Raw genomic sequence first — 14,591 nt, 5'->3', positions numbered from 1 at the left:
TTATATAAAATTAATGATACTCATGATGATCGGCACGACAAAAATAAATAAAGTTGAGGTAAGTACAACGATATTTGAAGCAAATTTTACATCAGAATGATAATTATCAGCCAAGATCGGAAGCAAAGCAGGTGCCGGAGTAGCCGCTTGGATGATCAAAGTCTTCTGAAAAAGGCCTGCCAGGTGAAGTCCCGAAACACCCGCGATCAATACTGCGAGTGCCATAATGACTGGCGAAAAAACAAAACGGCCGAGCAAAGCCAAAAAAGAATGAAAATCGATCCGCATAGAAACAAGACCGAATTTTCTCAACATGATACCGATATAAATCAAAGAAAGCGGTGTCACTAAATTTGCCAGCCCGGATAAAGCGGTCGTCAAAAAATTATTACCGCTGGATATAAAACGAGCAGTTTCAGGAGACAAAAAAATAAAGGGCAAAGCGGCGATAAAACCCCATAAAGGTACCGGCAGCAAATGACTCCATTGGATCTTGGTCTTTTGACGCAATTTGCTGGTCGGATCATCACCAGCGATCACCCAAACACCAAAAGTCCAAATGATCACTGTGTTGACGATATAATAAACCAGCAAATAAGCAACGGAACGATCTCCAAATAAAGCGATATTCAAGGGCATTCCAATAAAAACAGTATTAGCGCCGTTGAAAGCTACCATCATTAAACCGCGGCGGCCTTTGGCTACCTTAAAGACCCTGGTCACGAGGTAAGAAAATCCATATCCAACAAAAATAGAAATGATAACAAGCAAAACACCAGCCCATAAATTAGCTAATTGGCGCGGATGGAAACGAGCAAGCATGGCCATAAAAATAGACGGCGGCAAAGCTATATTCATGATAAGTTTTGACAAAGATGATTGAAAACCATCACTAAGCCAGCCGGCAGCTTGGCAAAAATAGCCGATCGCGATCATGATAATGATCGAAAGAAGGCTTTGGATCGAAAGCCAAAAAACATCCATTAGATATCTCCCTTATCAACTCATCCTTTAAAAAAGCGAGCCAAATATTAGAGATAATTATACTGCTAACCTTAATGTTAGATTAAGTAACATTCAAATATTATCGAAACGATTTAAATCATAACGCTGGATCAGATCGATCAATTTTTGAGCATAACCAGGATCAGTAGCGTATGAACTCGAAACCAAAGCATGAGCCGCCTGCTTATAATCAGTCGAACCGACAACGGCTGAATATTGATTCGGATTCCAGGTAGTCCCATGCAAAAATAGTTGATTATGGTTGATCACCGATTGACGCCAATCACTATAAACGGCAAAATTAGCAGTGACTGTTTCCCAGCGGCCATTGCGGAACTCGCGGGTAGAAAGACGGACAGAATTGTTAGGATCGCTGCTTTTGACACCAAAATAATTATGATATTTTACAGCCAGTTCACTTTGTCCCCAAGAAGACTCCAAAATCATTTGTGCCAGTGTGATCGAAGAGAGGATCCGGTCCTGCCGCTGCCGTTGTTGGACAAATGGAGCTGTTTGTTTGATAAAATTTTGTCTTTGCAGATCTTCTCTTTGAGATCCGGTCGATCGCTGCGGTACTTGCGGCCGTTCTCTGGCTTGATCAGTCAGCCAGATCGGCGATAACAGCAGCAGGGCAATAAATGATAGGGCGGCTATGCTGAAAAACTGTTGTTTCTTATCTTTGATTTTTCTTTTGCTTTTGTGACTTTTTTTCATTATCGATGATCACGAAAAATAAATTCCGTACCTAATTAAAACACAATACTTTTAAATTAAAATAAAAAAACAGCTCATCTATGATGAACTGTTTCAAAAATCATTCTTTTGCCAATCCGCCGTCATCAGCATCGTAATATCTTGATCTGCCGCTATCATCAACCACGCTTCTGCCTTTAACTTGACGTCCATCCGGCAAAAAATATAAATGCTGGCCATTAATGAATTGAGCACCTGTGACGGCGATTCCCTGCTCGTTGAAGTAGGCCCAAGTATTATCGGACAGCCGTTCGAAGCGATTGGTGATCATTTCGCCGGAATCAGCGTCAAAATAGCGCATTTTACCATTTTCATCAGTATACTCATGCCCTTTTATCTGCTGGCCGTTATCCAAGAAAAACAAATGCTGGCCATTGATGAACTGAGCACCTGTGACGGCATGGCCTTGACCATCGAAATAGGACCAGGTATTGTCTGCTGTTTTGCCAAAACGAGCCTTTGCTAATTCGCCTGTATCACCGTCATAATAATATTTATAGCCATCTTCGCCATTGACCATTTCGCCTTTGGTCTGACGCCCCTGCTCATCAAAATGCATTTTCTTGCCGTCGATATCGATCGTACCAACAGCAGCTGAACCGTCAGAAGTAAAATAATACCAATTTCCATCCGATAGACGTTCGAAGCGATTGGTGATCATTTCGCCAGAATCAGCATCAAAGAAGTACAGCTTGCCGTCCGCAGCTTTAATTTCTCGTCCTTTGATCTGATGATTTTCATCACCGAAGAACATTTTTTTGCCATTTATATTTTGAAGCCCGGCAGCTGCAGTCCCGTCGGGACCAAAATAGGCCCAAACGCCATCCGATATCTGTTCAAACCGGTCTGAAACCATGTTTCCAGAAGCCGAATCAAAATAACGAAGCTTCCCATCAGAACATAAAACAGCTTGGCCTTTAACTTGAAAACCGTCATCAGCAAAATACTGCAGCTGCTTTTGACCATTGAACTCAACAGCAGCAAGTCCGCGAGCCATCACACCGTCTTTATCAAAATAACGCCATCTTTGGTTTTCATCCATAAAATATCCATTCATATATTGGCGGCCGCGCTGGTTGAAATAATATTCTTTGCCTTGATCATCTTCAAAAAGAGCGTCCTGCAGCTCGATTCCGTTTGGCAAGAAATAGTAACGAGATCGTTTGATTTCTTGAAAACCGAATTTCATATATCCATCGGGAGCAAAATAGTACCAATTGCCTTTTTCATCCTGAATAAAAGTATCTTTTGCCTGATAACCGCTATTTGAATAATAGACCATCCCTTTTTGATCGTAATAAAAACCAGTCAAAGCTGATCGGCCCAGTAATTGTTTTGGCAAAAATGCTGAGCGATCCTCGGCAGATGAGAGCTTAAAATATTGGTCACTGCCCCAATCCTTTAAAACATAATAAGCACCGCGGCCCTGTATATTAGAACCATTGAAATATTTAGCTGACCACTGTTTTATTTTTTCATTAGGATTCATCGGCAAACCGGTAGAAATTTGTCTGACTTTAAACAGCCATGGATAAAGTGCTTTTATTTTGTTTAAAAAGGCCCCGCCGTAAATCGCTTGATAATCACCGCCGCCTTTGATTTGGGCAGCATACAAAGAATCATCGATAACCGAATCCTGATCGTAAATACCAGAATCATTGACACGGCGTGCCGTAACGACTTGTTTGCCTTTAAGATCATAAATTTGATCCGGGACCCAATCAGCCATGACTTTTATACCAGCGCTGTGAAGGGCTTTGATCGCATTCCTTAATTGGTCAACTGTCCCATATTTTGTCGGCTTATTAAAACCAAGGTCATACCGGTCTGTAAAAGCATAACCATTTTTAATGATCGAATCCAAAAAACTGTTGTCGTCGCTTGAACGATATTGCGGAGGCAGCTCAAAGTTGGTGATTCCCCAATCGTTGAAAAGATTCAAATGTTTAGGGATGATAAAATTCATAAATCGATCATTTTCTTGCGGAATAGACTGAAAATTAGAAAAAGCTTCATAAATAACTTCGGAATCCAAAGATGCGTTGGAATGCAAAGTTTTGCCATCACGATTTCGGTCTTTGCTTGCGGCGACACGAACATCTTGGTCGTCTTGGGCTCCAACTGGTACCCAGACCGACAAATAGCCCGATACCTGCGGATCAGAAATACCAAATATTTCAGACGGTCCGAAAATCAATTGACCGTTTTCATTAGTTTTTTTAATCAATTCGTTTGGAACATCATCATTGCGATAACTTTGCAGGCCATCGATCGTAGATAAAAGCTCTGGCCGATACATTTGATTTTTGTGTGCTGCTCCCATGTTGACCACTAAATTATCATTTTTGTTTAATTTAAGCGTTGGATCATTACTTTCGATGACAGCCAGACCTTCATTTCTGGTTTTTTGATCACCCTTGTCTGATTCCGTAAAAGCATTCTCACCATAGCGAACCGAAGTCAGCAGCCCTCGATAACTGTTTTTTGCCATAGACTGATCGCCTTGCATATATTGAACAGCCATTTTTTGACCGCCAGAAACATATTTTATCCGCGAGCGCAATAAATTGTCGATGGCATCATAATAAGGCGATTTTTCTGCCATATAATCCCCATCATCTGTAAATAGATCGCCGTAATAAACGCGCGGTACTGTGTCTTTATTAGTAAGAAGAAGAGCATAGGCACTCGGGATGTTATATTGAGTGAACTCCTTGCTGCTTTTCAACTGATCCTCTTTGTAAATTTTAAAGGCTGCGTCAAGCTGAGCTTGAGTCGGTACCAGACCATCGCTAGCAGGGTCGATCCGCTGCTTGATGATATCAGCAATGACAGTTTGTACTTCGCTATCGTGCGCACGGATAAAAGAATAATTAGGGCGAGCACCGTTTTTTAAATCATCATTGCTTCTGTCGACTAAACTATTAGTGACCAGCGGTTCCAGACCGCTCCTTATTTGATTGCCCTTGCTGTCATGATATGGCATAGTCAATGAATATTTCAAAGATAAACGCAGCTTATTATCCATCGACAGCTGATTATCGCCGTGATCTTTTACATACTCAGAATCGTTATCGCTCCAGTCTTCTAAAATGGACAAATGCTTATTTGCAGCTGCGTCATTTTTATTAACTCTGTAGGCAGCTTTAAAGTAGTCAGAAGCGATCTGCAAGAGATCGGCATCAACGTTATCAACGGCATCAACTCGAATACTATCAAAATCAGCATCTTTATCATGGTTCGTGATCGAACCGAAATTCAGCAAATAATGCATCCAATTAAGCTGTTCTGCTTGAACGACCGGATTTGAATTATCGACATCATTTGTCAGCAGAAAATCATAACCGCCTTGTGTTGGATCCAGATGATATAACGGTTTGCCGGTTTGATTCGTGGGCGTTCTGTTCAACAATCTGAAATCAGAATTCGCCTCAGGTGTTTTATCACTGTTGACATAAAGCAAAGCCCCACCCTGCAAATGATCCTTATTATCGCCTGTTGTCTGCGATTCACTGTTTATATTCCAATTTGATTGACTATCAACGAACTGATCGACAGTGTTTTTAAGCCAGTCAGTTTGCTTATCGCGGCCTATTTTCTGCTCGATCTTAGTTTGTACCTGCTCAGCAGCCTGATCAAGATACGATTGGTCTTGTTCGCCAGAAAAATCATCAGCTGCATCGCTTAGACCTGATTTTTTCATGTAATTCAAATAATTGACTTGTGTCTCTTTATCAGGCCACCAATTCGTTAAAAGCGGTCTAAAATCTTTATCGCCGCTTTTTTGCCATTGATCGCCATTAGCCAGTATCTCTTTGGGACGATACCAGCTATCAGCAGTCAAATAACCGTCAACATTAGAAAAATCTTGAGTGCTGGTGCTGTTTGCCGCATTATGTTTATTGAAGTCATCAGATCTTTCTGTTAGTCCCTGCTTGAACTGATATTGGTCTGTTGGGCTTTCTGCGCCATTGTCTTTATTAAAATAGTGAACCTGGCCATTGATATTGACGGCAAAATTTTTCTTAGCGGTACCTTTATCATCTAAATAATATTTTTCCCCATTGATTTCCTTAACATGCTCATCAGAATTGTTTTCTGCAGGGCTGCCGGCAGCACTTTTTGAATCGCTGGGACCGTTTTGTTTTTCTAAAGCCGGTGAAGTTGTTTGATCGGCAGCAGTTTGATCAGTTTGATCGGAAGTTTGATCAGTTTTTTGCTGATCGGAAACTGCCTGTGTATCTTTATTTTGCGGCTCAACAGAACTTTGCTGATTTTTATCGTTAGCCAGCCGTTTGACCGCAGGATCCTGACCATTGACGGTATCAGCCTTAGCTTGCAGTCCAGCGGTCATCAAAGAGCCGAGAGCAAACAAAGAAAAAATACTTGCAACGACAAAATTTTTTCCTGATTTATATAATTTTTTTCGAACGACTTGTTCTTTACAATTCATTTTTTTCTAATCCTTACTTCTTAAATAACTGATAGTTATTAAAAACTTTTAAATTATTTTGATTTTTATGTAAATGAATGCATAAAATCATTAGGAAACAAAACAAAAAATTTTTCTAAAATTACTATTTATCGATATTGAGTTCGTAAATTTATGATCAACGTTTAACAGTTTTAAAAAAACAACTCAATTCCTTTAATATACGGTCAAAAAATAGGCATTCCTTTTTATATGCAAAATTGCATAATTTAAGAAAATCAATGAAAAAAATCAGTCGTTCGAACATAAAAAGAATAAGAAAAATCAGGAAAATTTCTCAAAAAAGTCTTGGAGATGCGATAGGTTCGCAATCAATGGTTTCCAGAATCGAGAACGATCTTACCGAACCCAATGATTACACCGTCTTTTTGTTGTGCAAAGAACTGAACATAACTTATGAAGAATATTTTTTATGTGTTTTTGGTTACGATGAATCTGATTTTGACAAAATAATCAAAATAACTAAAACAGCTTATTTGAAACAAGACCGGCAAAGTTTGAAAATTTTAAATGAATTTTATCAAGAAAAATTACAAAAAAATACTAAAGACCAAAAGATTTTTCACAAAGCAATGGTCGTAAAATCTGCCCTCTTTCATTTGGACTTCAAAATCACTTCAGAAAAAGAACAAAACGAATTAATGGGGTATTTTTTTGAATTGACCGAATGGCAGCAATATGATTTTAATTTATTAGAATCGGTCATCAATTTTATCGACGTTCGGAAAATAAAATTTTATATTTCGGAAATAATCAGACACGAACGTTTAAAAGAACTTTGTAACAGGAAAGCTGATTCGATCGGGAACATCATCATCAATGCTCTTGAAACAAGTTTTATCCAAGACAGAAAAAAAATTACCGACTCGTTTTTAAAGGAGGCACAGGACTGGCGCGAACACGGACAAAATAATTTTAATTTTAAGACCTGGCTCCTATTTTGGACCGGTGTTTTTGAAACGAAAAATAACATAAAAAATAAAAAAATAGTACATGCGTATAAAATAGCGACTTACCTCAATTGCAAAACGATGATCAAAATATTCGACCGGTGCCTCAAAAAATTAAAAATACATATATAAAAAAAGATCCTCTAAAGAGGATCTTTTAAGGTCTATTAAAAAAATAAAAATCAATATTTAACAGCGTTGCGAGTTTCTTCACCCTTAGCGAAAGCAACTGCAGCATCAAAACTCTGATGGACCATTTCCAAAACAGCTTTAGTGGTGTAGAAAGCAGTGTGTGGGGTAACCAAAACATTAGGACGGTCGATCAAATCATTCAAACGATCATCAGGGAATTTCTTTCCTTCCCAATCTTCATTGAAAATACCAACTTCGTTTTCATAAACATCAAGAACGGCTCCGGCAAGTTTGCCAGAATCCAAAGCGGCAACTAAAGCATCAGTATCGACAAGATCACCACGGGCAACATTGACCAAAACAGCACCGTCTTTCATCTTGGCAATAGAATCTTTATTGATCATATGGATGTTTTCTTTAACAGAAGGAACGTGCAAAGAAACTACATCGGATTGTGCAAGCAATTCATCAACTGAATCTACATATAGGCCCTGCTTTTCGATATCAGGGTTTTTGTAAATATCATAAGCAACGATTTTAGCTCCGAAACCTTGCAAAATATGGATCAAAACACGACCAATACGTCCAGTTCCGACAACACCGATAGTCTGCATACGAACTTCTCGTCCAATTGTTGGTGCCCAGCGCAGATCACGTTTAGCGATTTTAGCATCCAATTCCTTAGTCCGGCGCAAAACACGTGCTAGTTGAATAGCAGCATGTTCAGCGATCGCGTTCGGAGAGTATGCGGCAACGTTAGAAATCTTAAAACCTAATTTTTTAGCCGCATCAAGATCGATATTATCGATCCCGACGTTACGCAGACTCATTTGATGAATACCTTGATCAGCCAATGCCTGCAGTGTTTCGGCTGTGTAAGGAAGCTGCTGATAAACAACGACGCCGTTAGAACCAGCAGCCTGCTTAGCAGTTTGCGGGGTCAACAGTTCTTGAGTGTAACCGACTTCAACATCAGGATGAGCATTTTCCCATTCTTTAAGAGAGGGTTTTTCGTCATCACGAATTCCATATGCAAAAATTTTCATTTTTTCCTCCAAAAATGTTCCTAGTCAATTATATAACAATTAGAAAAAATTTCACAAACTCTTTGATAGTGAAAACACAAACTTTTTCTTGCAAAAAGTAAGGAATATAATTTAATTAGTTTGAAAGAAGGTCAAAATGAAATATCGCGTTGCAGTTTTATCAGACAGCCATGGCAATTATTCCGCTCTAAAGGCTGTGCTTGAAGATGCTAAACAATTAGGTACGGATGAATTTTGGTCATTAGGCGACATCGCTTTCGGCGGTTCCGGCTCCGAGGAATGCTACCAGCTATTAGAGGATGTCGGCACCAGCCAATATTTAATGGGAAACTGGGAATCAAGTTTCAATGAATTGATGGAAAAAAGAAATGTAAATTTTGACGATCCCAGCGACATTTATTTCATAATTCTGGTCAAATACGATCTAGAACATTTTTCCAAAGAAAGGATCGACCAACTTAAAAAGCTGCCGATGACAGGCAGAAAAAAAGTTTTTCAAAGGGTCTTTTCTTTAAGTTATAATTTACCCAACAAAAATTATGGTCACGAGATCTTGCCGGTCAGTCCTCAAGAAAATTTCGATAAGATCGGTGATGATCCTAATGTCGACTGCTATCTTTTTGCTCACATCCACAGTCCGCTTTGGCGTTATACCAGCAGCGGTCAAATAATTTTGAACCCCGGTTCGGTTGGACAAGCTTGGTTCAGCCGTCAGCGGCTATTAAAAAATCGTGATGCCAGTTATCTGCTGCTAACGATCTCTGAGCGCGGAATGATCGATGTTGATTTTCGCCGCGTGAATTATGATCAGCAAAAAGAGCTGGATTTTGCCATTGACAACGATTTTCCTTATGTTGAACTTTACCGAAAATTACTGCTGACCGGGTACGCATCGACTCACGATAAAGATCTGTTAGCAAAAATAAATAAAGATAAAGGCTACCGGCAGCAAGCTGTCGACTTCGTCAAAGATTTAAAAGATGTTTGATTTGATTTTTACCGTTTTCTATTAGAAGCTATCAGATAAACAGCTGAACCGATCGCTACGAGACCGATCAAAGAAAGACTGCCGCAAATCAAAAGGTCATTGACCAAAGAATCCTTTTTGCCCTTGCCCAGATGGTTGATCAAAATCTGAGAACTGCTCGTATCGTCAGACCTGCTGTTTGAAAAATAACTTTTAGCAGAGGGTTTCGATGAGCGGTCATTGCCGGTTTTTGAGTTTGTGATCTGCTTGGAATGTTTTTTATGAGTTTTAAAATCCTTTTTTGATGAGGACCTGCGTTTATTATCATTACTAGCTGTTTTACCTTGCTGTACTGATCGATGACCTGCATCAACTTTTTTATATATAAAAGTCACCGTCTGTTCCTGATCGCTAATGAGACCTTGTTCTTGTCCGATAGTCTGATAAAGATAATAGCCCTTAAAAACCTTGCGATCCACGCGAAAAGTGTCGCCGATACTGCCGCTGATGCTTTCATCAGGAGCCAGCTGGTGCCCTTTTTGATCGATATATCTAACTTTGACCGGGACTCCTTGAATGATGTTGTCGCTAAAATCAATATTAAAGGAAGTGTTGATAGTAACTGTCTTACCCGCAAAATCAAGCTGCAGCGGGAGTGTTATATTCACAGGCCGGCCTAAAGCTGCTTGATTTTCCATATAACTATTGCCAGAAAGTTTTGCGTAGGATGATCTATTTGCCTCATTTAAATCAAAATCGATCGTTTGCCGGTTCAAATCGACCTTAGACGCATAGCTGATAGAATTATCAGAAAAGCCAGTCAAATTAGCGGCAGAAATAACGCTTGTGCCTGCTAGACCAAGATCAGAAAAACGTAATGAAAAATGTTTGAAATTGCTTTTATCTAAATGAATAGTTGTTGAAAGCTGACCGGCTGCGGCCGAAGACCAATTATTATCGTCCTTGACCGTTATCGATCCAAGACCGGCTAATTCCTCTTGGTTCAAACCGGAAGGAAAAATGGTCCGCAAGGAACCGGCTAATATCAAGTCGATCTTACTAGAAAAACTAACTGAGCTGTCAAGTGCAAACCAAAGATCCCAGTTGACCGGTTTTTCTTTCCATTTTGTATAAATATCAGAATTATCCACCAGAGCTAAAACGACCACTCGCCTAAAAAATTCCAGTCCTTGTGTATCAGTGATATCGGGTAATTGAGCAGCTGATATTTTTATATCGGCTTGAGCCGCAGCTTTTTTAGTAATTTTTTCGATCGGCAAACCGGTTGCATCTTCTGCATCTTTTTGTAAAATCGGATCTTTGAGCCAAAAAACCGCTGTATCAGTATCGGTATCGGTTTGACCATTTTGTGATGTTTGACCGCTCGGATCTTGTTGGCTGCTATTATCGGCAGGTATTTTATTATTTGTTTGACTATTTTTGTTTTCGATCGATGAGCTGACATTCTTTTCTTGATTTTGACCGGCAGTAACGCTATTTTGTTGAGCAGATACCTTCATGGAAAAGAAAAAAAGGACCAAATAAAGGGTCGATGCCAATAGAAGAAACTTGCTTAAGTTTCGGTAAAAATCTTGATCAAATTTTGTGGAAATGTTTTTCTGCATTTTTTGATACCAAGCTTAAACTGACTAACTTAATAACAATGCTAACAAACGAATATTTCCTAAACAATGAAAATTAAATTACAAAATTGTTATGAAAGTATTATATAATTATTGATGTAAGCGGATACAATAATAAAAAAATTCCGTTTACAAAAAAACTTTGATAAATCACATTAAAAAACAAACCCTTGCAATCATCCGCCCCAAGCGGAACTTATTGAAGATCAAAAAACGCCGGCTTCTATCGTCGGCGTTTTGTTTTGGCCCAACCCAGACTCGAACTGGGAGCTTAGACTTAGGAGGTCCGTGTTTTATCCCGTTAAACTATTGGGCCATAAACAGCTGAATCAATCAGCTGGAAAAACGATACCTGCAGCTTGCCTGATCTCATAAAGAAGCTTGTTGACTTGGCGAGCTGCAGAAAACCACTTAGAATAATTTTCTTTCATATCCGAAGAATCGCGATCTTTTAATACAGCGGCAAAATCTTCCGCTTCGTCAAGCAGAGGATTATCACCGCTTCCCAGTGCAATAATGTCCTTATGATCATCATCTCTGACCAGCTCGGCCCGATCAAGCTCAGCTGGGTTATCAATGCTGATCGTCTGCTTAAGGCCAAAAATCTCACTCGGGGCGTAGGAAGTAAATGACTTGGAAATCAAAATACCGACTGTAAAATCCTTGTAGCCAAGATTTATCCAACCAGAACCATCGGTACCATTTTTCAATAGATCGGCTTTATAATAAACCGACCGCGGATAGCCAAACAAACCAACAGCATCATAAATCGGATAAACACCAAGGTCATAAAGGGCACCGCCTGAAAAATTCTTATTCAAAACGTTAGGCGGATTGTCAGGATCATTCAAATAGGCATCGAAACGACTAGAGTATTTTGCGTATACAAGATTAGCCCCTTGGAGCTGATCGAGCCGTGCAACAGCTTTTTTTATTTTTGAAAAATTTTTGTCGTGATAATTTCTAGCTGCTTCAAAAAGACGAACTTGCGGATGCTTTTTCAGCAACTCTTCAATTCTATCAAATTCAGACGGATTAGAAAAACTTGGTTTTTCAACTATTACGTCAACACCCTTTTTTATCGCTGCAGCTGCCTGCTGAAAGTGGATCGAATTTGGAGATGCTATGTAAACAGCCTCGATGCCCGAGCTTAAGAAATCATCAAGATCATCATAAGGAACGGCGTCGGCCTGCTTGACCTCTTCAATAAAATCAATGGCTCGCTGCTGCCTGCGAGAAAAAACTGCCGACAACTTAAAATCGCCTGTTTGAACGGCCGCGGAAATAAACTGTGCCGTTATCCAATGAGTACCAATAACACCTAATTTGATCATTTACCGGCTCCTTGTGAAACATTTTTAAAATCTTCTCTAGAACCATTGTAAACCGATAAAGGCATTCTAAATGAACGAATTCCCGAACCGATCTTGCCGTTAGCGTTATATTGAATAAATTGATTCCTTTGATCCTTATCGCTTAAATCATTACCGACCAGCCAGTAGCGGATGTTCAATAATTTTAGATCATCAGAAATACGTCGGTATGTTTGCTGATCACAGCGAACGATAACTGAATTTTTCGGATAGTAGACTTTTAAGTCTTGGACCAAACCGACCAAATTATCAACTGACGGCTGATCACCGACCGAATCATCACTAACACTTATTGCTATTGGCAATTGGCCGACCGAAGTTCCATTTTTCTGTACGAAATAAAGATAAGCTGCATAGGCACTAGTCATTGGATCATATACGGTCATATTACCGACAGCCATATTTTGTTTTCTCGCCGAAGATGCCGACGAAGAAAAAGTATCATCATAATTGGAACTGCCGCTGGTCGAACGGAAATAAACAAAAGATAGCCCCTGCGAGCGCAAATAAGCAAAATCTCCGTAGGGCTGATCTGAACTGATCAAAGTGCCCAGCGAATACTCTTTTTTTAATCTATTCAAAGACATAGAAGAATCGGCAGCCGCTGAACTAGTCTGCCTCACAGAAGAAACACTGCTTTTATTTTTACCAGTCGACGAGCTCCTTTGTGCCTGGTCGCGCCCGAGCTGACTTGGATGCTGATCTCTGCTGGAAAACCACACAAAAATAGTCAGCAGCAGACCGATCGCTAACAAAAAATAAAAAATATAATCTAGAAAATTTTTCTTTTGTCGACCCCGTTTTTTCACTTTACCTATTATAACTAATCGTTTTATTATGCCCAATAATTTCAGATATAATTATACACATGTCTAACAAGGTAAATCGGCTGGCAGCTAACGATCGACCAGCTTTGAATTACATTTTATTCGGTTTTTGTGCATTTATAATAAATTTTCTTGCTTTTTCCCTTATTGAAAACTTAACTCTGATCGATTGGGCCGATGCAAATTTGTTGGCTTGGATATTAGCAACCGTTTTTAGCTACTATACCAATCGAGCTTACGTTTTCAGAACATTTCATAAAAGTTTCATTAAAGAATTAAATGAAATGACCCGCTTTTTTCTCGGCAGAGGCGTTTCCTTAATAATCGAACAGCTGATCTTATGGTTCGGTTTCACTTTTTGCAACAGCAGCCTTTTATTGATAAAATTGACAGCTCAGATTTTTGCTGTTATTTTAAATTATCTTATCAGCAAATTTTTAGTTTTTAAAAAATAAAAAAAAGCTCTTATGAGCTGTTTTTTTGCTTTGATATTTTTTAACGAGCTTCAATTATCATCAATAGTAATCCTAATATAAGCCAAACACCCGTTAGTACAGCGGTCACACGTTTCATGACAGCTTCGAAACCACGAGATTTTTGTACCTGAAAAAGATCACTTGCACCGCCAGACAAAGCATTCAAAGCATCCTGCTGCTTACTGGGCTGCATCATGATACAAATAACCAAAATAACACCAATTATTAATAATAGATCTAAAATCAAATGTTCCATCGCATTGAATAGTATATCAAAATTACTAGTCAAGATTCATCAATAAACTAATGAAAAAGTGATTAAAATAACTTGTAAGCTCTTACATGTAACCGTTTTCTTTTGCTCTATAATGAAAAGTGAGTAGAGATACTTACCAAACCAAATCAAGCAAAGGAGGCAACATGTTCGGCTTTTTAAAAAAAGAAAATAACAAAGTCACGACCGAAATCTTCGCGCCAGTAACTGGAGAGGTCGAAGCTTTGGAAAAAGTTTCTGATCCGGTTTTTGCTAAAAAAATGATGGGCGACGGTTTTGCTGTGATCCCAAATCAAGAAGGTGATGTTCTATCCCCTGTCGATGGCAGGATCATATTATCAAAGGGTCATGCGGTCGGTATAAAACGCAATGATGGTTTAGAATTTCTGATCCACATCGGGATCGATACTGTCAACTTAGGCGGTAAACCATTCGACCAAAAAGTTAGGGAAAATCAAAAAATAAAAAAAGGTCAAGTCCTTACTTCTGTTGACTGGTCAGCAATAAAAGACGCCGGTCTAGACCCGACCGTAATGGTATTGATAACCAACAGCAATGAAGTATTAGATAAATTACACATAAATTACGGGTCAGCTCAAGCAGGTCAAGAGATCGGCTCCGCTGATAAAAAAGAACAAGGATAAGGAGGAAAA

Annotated in this window: 12 protein-coding genes and 1 tRNA gene; 4 read left to right on the top strand and 9 right to left on the bottom strand. The window is 39.2% G+C overall.

Going from position 1 to position 14,591, the window contains the following annotated elements:
* The 3 genes from ACKP2L_RS02035 to ACKP2L_RS02025 all read right to left on the bottom strand — a co-directional run bounded on the left by ACKP2L_RS02035 (window position 1) and on the right by ACKP2L_RS02025 (window position 6,211).
* Complete coding sequence (locus ACKP2L_RS02035; RefSeq protein WP_439425727.1) at window positions 1-984, bottom strand: AEC family transporter; 984 nt, start codon at window positions 982-984, stop codon at window positions 1-3.
* 93 nt (window positions 985-1,077) lie between these two features.
* Window positions 1,078-1,719 carry a glycoside hydrolase family 73 protein gene (locus tag ACKP2L_RS02030; RefSeq protein WP_439425726.1) on the bottom strand — a complete coding sequence of 214 codons (642 nt, stop codon included), beginning with the start codon at window positions 1,717-1,719 and terminating at the stop codon, window positions 1,078-1,080.
* A 100-nt stretch (window positions 1,720-1,819) separates the two neighbouring features.
* Window positions 1,820-6,211 (bottom strand): glycoside hydrolase family 70 protein, encoded by a 4,392-nt coding sequence (locus tag ACKP2L_RS02025; protein WP_439425725.1) that lies wholly within the window; start codon window positions 6,209-6,211, stop codon window positions 1,820-1,822.
* Window positions 6,212-6,471: 260 nt separating this feature from the next.
* Here ACKP2L_RS02025 and ACKP2L_RS02020 point away from each other — a divergent pair, with 260 nt between their 5' ends.
* Entirely contained in the window at window positions 6,472-7,332 is an 861-nt protein-coding gene (locus ACKP2L_RS02020) for a helix-turn-helix domain-containing protein (protein ID WP_439425724.1), read from the top strand.
* 50 nt (window positions 7,333-7,382) lie between these two features.
* On the opposite strand, the gene ACKP2L_RS02015 is transcribed toward ACKP2L_RS02020, so the two are convergent.
* Window positions 7,383-8,378, bottom strand: coding sequence for a D-2-hydroxyacid dehydrogenase (locus ACKP2L_RS02015; protein ID WP_439425723.1), 996 nt, complete (start codon window positions 8,376-8,378; stop codon window positions 7,383-7,385).
* Between the two features lie 136 nt (window positions 8,379-8,514).
* On the opposite strand from ACKP2L_RS02015, the gene ACKP2L_RS02010 reads away from it, so the two are divergent.
* Entirely contained in the window at window positions 8,515-9,366 is an 852-nt protein-coding gene (locus tag ACKP2L_RS02010; protein WP_439425722.1) for a metallophosphoesterase family protein, read from the top strand.
* 8 nt (window positions 9,367-9,374) lie between these two features.
* Here ACKP2L_RS02010 and ACKP2L_RS02005 read toward each other — a convergent pair whose 3' ends face one another.
* From ACKP2L_RS02005 to ACKP2L_RS01990, 4 genes are all read right to left on the bottom strand, one after another.
* Window positions 9,375-10,970 (bottom strand): MucBP domain-containing protein, encoded by a 1,596-nt coding sequence (locus ACKP2L_RS02005; protein ID WP_439425721.1) that lies wholly within the window; start codon window positions 10,968-10,970, stop codon window positions 9,375-9,377.
* A gap of 261 nt (window positions 10,971-11,231) precedes the next feature.
* A tRNA-Arg gene (locus ACKP2L_RS02000) sits at window positions 11,232-11,304 on the bottom strand.
* 13 nt (window positions 11,305-11,317) lie between these two features.
* Entirely contained in the window at window positions 11,318-12,322 is a 1,005-nt protein-coding gene (locus tag ACKP2L_RS01995) for a Gfo/Idh/MocA family protein (protein ID WP_439425720.1), read from the bottom strand.
* Window positions 12,319-13,170, bottom strand: coding sequence for a GH25 family lysozyme (locus tag ACKP2L_RS01990; protein WP_439425719.1), 852 nt, complete (start codon window positions 13,168-13,170; stop codon window positions 12,319-12,321). The genes ACKP2L_RS01995 and ACKP2L_RS01990 overlap by 4 nt, the downstream gene beginning before the upstream one ends.
* Window positions 13,171-13,229: 59 nt before the next feature.
* Between ACKP2L_RS01990 and ACKP2L_RS01985 the strand changes: the two genes are divergently transcribed.
* Entirely contained in the window at window positions 13,230-13,643 is a 414-nt protein-coding gene (locus ACKP2L_RS01985; protein ID WP_439425718.1) for a GtrA family protein, read from the top strand.
* 40 nt (window positions 13,644-13,683) lie between these two features.
* Here ACKP2L_RS01985 and secG read toward each other — a convergent pair whose 3' ends face one another.
* Window positions 13,684-13,920 (bottom strand): preprotein translocase subunit SecG, encoded by a 237-nt coding sequence (gene secG, locus ACKP2L_RS01980; RefSeq protein ID WP_439426186.1) that lies wholly within the window; start codon window positions 13,918-13,920, stop codon window positions 13,684-13,686.
* A gap of 164 nt (window positions 13,921-14,084) precedes the next feature.
* On the opposite strand from secG, the gene ACKP2L_RS01975 reads away from it, so the two are divergent.
* Entirely contained in the window at window positions 14,085-14,582 is a 498-nt protein-coding gene (locus ACKP2L_RS01975) for a PTS sugar transporter subunit IIA (RefSeq protein ID WP_439425717.1), read from the top strand.
* Window positions 14,583-14,591 lie beyond the last annotated feature (9 nt).

This window comes from Oenococcus alcoholitolerans, assembly GCF_051852995.1.
Taxonomy (GTDB): domain Bacteria; phylum Bacillota; class Bacilli; order Lactobacillales; family Lactobacillaceae; genus Oenococcus; species Oenococcus alcoholitolerans.
Note: the sequence above shows the minus strand (reverse complement) of the source record. Positions and strands in the feature narration are given on the sequence as shown.

Excerpts from the sequence above, each read along its gene's own strand:
- ACKP2L_RS02005 (WP_439425721.1), bottom strand. The coding sequence starts at position 10,970 with ATGCAGAAAAACATTTCCACAAAATTTGATCAAGATTTTTACCGAAAC.
- ACKP2L_RS02015 (WP_439425723.1), bottom strand. The coding sequence starts at position 8,378 with ATGAAAATTTTTGCATATGGAATTCGTGATGACGAAAAACCCTCTCTT.
- ACKP2L_RS02030 (WP_439425726.1), bottom strand. The coding sequence starts at position 1,719 with ATGAAAAAAAGTCACAAAAGCAAAAGAAAAATCAAAGATAAGAAACAA.
- ACKP2L_RS02035 (WP_439425727.1), bottom strand. The coding sequence starts at position 984 with ATGGATGTTTTTTGGCTTTCGATCCAAAGCCTTCTTTCGATCATTATC.
- ACKP2L_RS02010 (WP_439425722.1), top strand. The coding sequence starts at position 8,515 with ATGAAATATCGCGTTGCAGTTTTATCAGACAGCCATGGCAATTATTCC.
- ACKP2L_RS01995 (WP_439425720.1), bottom strand. The coding sequence starts at position 12,322 with ATGATCAAATTAGGTGTTATTGGTACTCATTGGATAACGGCACAGTTT.
- ACKP2L_RS01985 (WP_439425718.1), top strand. The coding sequence starts at position 13,230 with ATGTCTAACAAGGTAAATCGGCTGGCAGCTAACGATCGACCAGCTTTG.
- secG (WP_439426186.1), bottom strand. The coding sequence starts at position 13,920 with ATGGAACATTTGATTTTAGATCTATTATTAATAATTGGTGTTATTTTG.
- ACKP2L_RS02020 (WP_439425724.1), top strand. The coding sequence starts at position 6,472 with ATGAAAAAAATCAGTCGTTCGAACATAAAAAGAATAAGAAAAATCAGG.
- ACKP2L_RS02025 (WP_439425725.1), bottom strand. The coding sequence starts at position 6,211 with ATGAATTGTAAAGAACAAGTCGTTCGAAAAAAATTATATAAATCAGGA.
- ACKP2L_RS01975 (WP_439425717.1), top strand. The coding sequence starts at position 14,085 with ATGTTCGGCTTTTTAAAAAAAGAAAATAACAAAGTCACGACCGAAATC.